This window comes from Paenibacillus agaridevorans, from assembly GCF_003112455.1.
In the GTDB taxonomy this organism is placed as follows: domain Bacteria; phylum Bacillota; class Bacilli; order Paenibacillales; family Paenibacillaceae; genus Pristimantibacillus; species Pristimantibacillus agaridevorans.
This window is the reverse complement of sequence record NZ_BDQX01000184.1, coordinates 1-2,725: the sequence shown is the minus strand read 5'-3', so window position 1 is coordinate 2,725 and position 2,725 is coordinate 1. Positions and strand designations below refer to the sequence as shown.

3 protein-coding genes are annotated in these 2,725 nt (G+C 37.2%); all 3 read left to right on the top strand.

The window, feature by feature from the left end:
• Positions 1 to 237: 237 nt before the first annotated feature.
• Positions 238 to 774 carry a DMP19 family protein gene (locus PAT3040_RS17915; RefSeq protein WP_108993809.1) on the top strand — a complete coding sequence of 179 codons (537 nt, stop codon included), beginning with the start codon at positions 238 to 240 and terminating at the stop codon, positions 772 to 774.
• A 216-nt stretch (positions 775 to 990) separates the two neighbouring features.
• Positions 991 to 1,881, top strand: a complete 891-nt coding sequence (locus tag PAT3040_RS17910) for a GIY-YIG nuclease family protein (RefSeq protein ID WP_087568775.1) — start codon at positions 991 to 993, stop codon at positions 1,879 to 1,881.
• A 191-nt stretch (positions 1,882 to 2,072) separates the two neighbouring features.
• Entirely contained in the window at positions 2,073 to 2,363 is a 291-nt protein-coding gene (locus tag PAT3040_RS17905) for a histidine phosphatase family protein (protein WP_258235034.1), read from the top strand.
• Positions 2,364 to 2,725 lie beyond the last annotated feature (362 nt).

The following is a 2,725-nucleotide window of genomic DNA, read 5'->3' as shown; positions in this document are numbered from 1 at the left end:
GAATAATAAGAACAAATAATATGAAAGAATGAATACACATTTGATTGCAATTCAGGGGGAGTCGGCAACATCCCATAACACCATATACACGTATCGGGCATTCGCCCTCGGTCCGGCAGTTGATATTGGCAGGGGGAGCTGATGCAGCCGGACACACCCGGCGTTCGCCGGGCGTCGTGATTAAACGAAACATTATATGAAACCCCACGAAAGACATATATATTTGAGGGTGATAACATGGATTTAGTTAATTTAATCGGTAATCTGATTTCTCCCCAAACTTTAAAAAAAGGCTTTTCGGAAGATATAGTTAGCGAAGTTTGTTTAAATCTTTATTCGGAACATGGAGTTATGGTTAGAACGAATTTTTGTTTTTTACCAACTTGGTTGCAAGATATTATTTTACTAATAGATTATGACACTGAGTTGAATATGAATGGAATATTAGGTTTTTTAGAGAACTCAACAGGATTAATGTTAGATGAAACAATAGAGACTTTAAAACGAATCGATGCGATAGATGATTATATAACAATGAAAAATATAAAAGAGATATTAACAGCGAATGGTATTGAAATAAAAGTACTTAGAGAAAATGTAAATAGTGGTAGTCAATATGAAATATTGAATAGCCTAAAAGTACATGATTTGCATTTTGAAGAGATATTGAATGAAGAAACTAATTTATATCTATATCAAGATCGGGATATTTTTAAACTCTTATTTGAGTATATGGATTTATATCGATCTGAAATATTTAAAAGAGATAGGTAATTCTTAGGCTTGCTTTGAAGTCATGTGGCATCATATAACACCATATTCACGCATCGGGCATTCGCCCTCGGTCCGGACAGATGATATTGTCAGGGGAGTTGTAGCAGCCGGACACATCCGACATTCTTCGGACGTCGTGAATCGACGAAACGTTAGATGAAACTCTCAAGATATTAAAAACTATAGAACACTTTTGAAGGCTAAGGAGATTAAAAGATGAGAGGAAAATCAATCAAGCTTTATATTATGGGAGAAAAGTATAAGAGTTTAAAAACGGCCGAGCTTAGCAATTGGACAGGTAAAGCATACATAGGTCAGAGGAAACATGTTCAAATGCTTCAAAATATAGAAGAACTGGCCACCCCAGGTATTTACATACTGATTTCTGAAATAGAAGACTCTTATCAAAAGAAGGTTTACATTGGGGAAGCGGATGAAGTAAATAAACGAATAGCAGAACATTTCAAGCAAAAAGATTGGTGGAATGATTTTGTAATATTTATCAGTAAAGATACTAATCTAACAAAGTCACATGTTAGATATCTTGAAAGAGAGCTTTATGAAGTTGCTCTTAAAAACAAGACGACTATTGAGACAATCAATGGAAACACACCACCAGGTTCGAAAATGCCTGTTTCTGAATGCGACGACATGAGTGATTTTAATGATAACATTATCTTCGTGCTCAACAACTTAGGAATTATTGATTTTACTAAGACTCAAACGAATAGTCAAAACATGGATAACACTGGGAAGGAAAGGGAAGTTTTTTATTTGAGTGTTCCTGGAGCTAAAGGCGAGAGTGTTAAAGAAGCAAAGCTTATGATTACAGAAGGAACATACAGATTATTAACAGGCTCATTCATTCGAAAAGATCATGTTAGTAGCTTCGCAAGTCACAATTATGCAAAGTTAAGAAGGCAACTCGAAGAAGAAGGTTTTTTCGAATCCTCAGAAAGTGAGAGCCATTTTAAATTATGTAAAGATATTGATTTTAAATCTCCTTCTGCAGCAGCAGCTATTGTCAGAAATAGTTCAATGAATGGGAGGAAGGAATGGAAACTGAAAAATGGATTAAGCTTAGATGAATTTGAAAATAGACAATGAAGTCTTATGTTTTTGTTTTTCAAAGAAGTAAGAGCCACCATATTCACGCATCGGGGCATTCGCCCCTCGGTCCCAGAAGCGGCTTCCAAGAAGTGGTTGCTATGGACACACCCTGCATTCGCTAGGCGTCGTAAATATATGAAACGTTAGCTGAAACCAGTGCAAAGCTACTAAGAAGGTGACTCAAAGAAGTGGAAACCATAATATACTTCGTAAGACATGCAGAATCGCCATATATTGCTGGCATGGAAAGATCAAGAGGATTATCTGAGAATGGAATACTACATGCCATTGAGGTTAAAAACATTCTAATAAACCAAGATATCGACTACATAATATCAAGCCCGTATGAAAGGGCAATACAAACAGTTCAGCCATTAGCTACAGAATTGAACGCTTCGTCACTATCGCTCCGCGGCCGTTCCCTCCGGTCACTTAAGGCAGTGAAGGTTCGTAAATACACAGACGTTAGACGAAATTAACGAGTTCGTTATCAATAGTAACGAACGAACGTTCTTCACTAAATTGGTACATGATGGTACAATAGGGAAAGTCAATTGAATCTTGGGTGGGCATGGTTTCCCTTCGAAAGGAGGTAAGGCCATGGAGGATAAGGATGTCCTAACGATCATATTTCTGTTTGGATCGTTTATCCTTGCACTACTACATACATCAACTCAAACAACAAGAGAAAGTAAAAACCCACCCTAAGGTTAGCGTCCAGGCGGGTTTTTAATCCTATTCAACTAAGAAGGGATACCCCATCCAAGCCGATTGTTCGCCGAGTGTTTGCCGCACTCGGCTTCTTTATAGGTATGATAACACAATTGGAAAAAGAAGTGAA

What these genes read in the sequence shown, in the direction of transcription:
- PAT3040_RS17910 (WP_087568775.1), top strand. Translation starts at nt 991, where the DNA reads ATGAGAGGAAAATCAATCAAGCTTTATATTATGGGAGAAAAGTATAAG.
- PAT3040_RS17915 (WP_108993809.1), top strand. Translation starts at nt 238, where the DNA reads ATGGATTTAGTTAATTTAATCGGTAATCTGATTTCTCCCCAAACTTTA.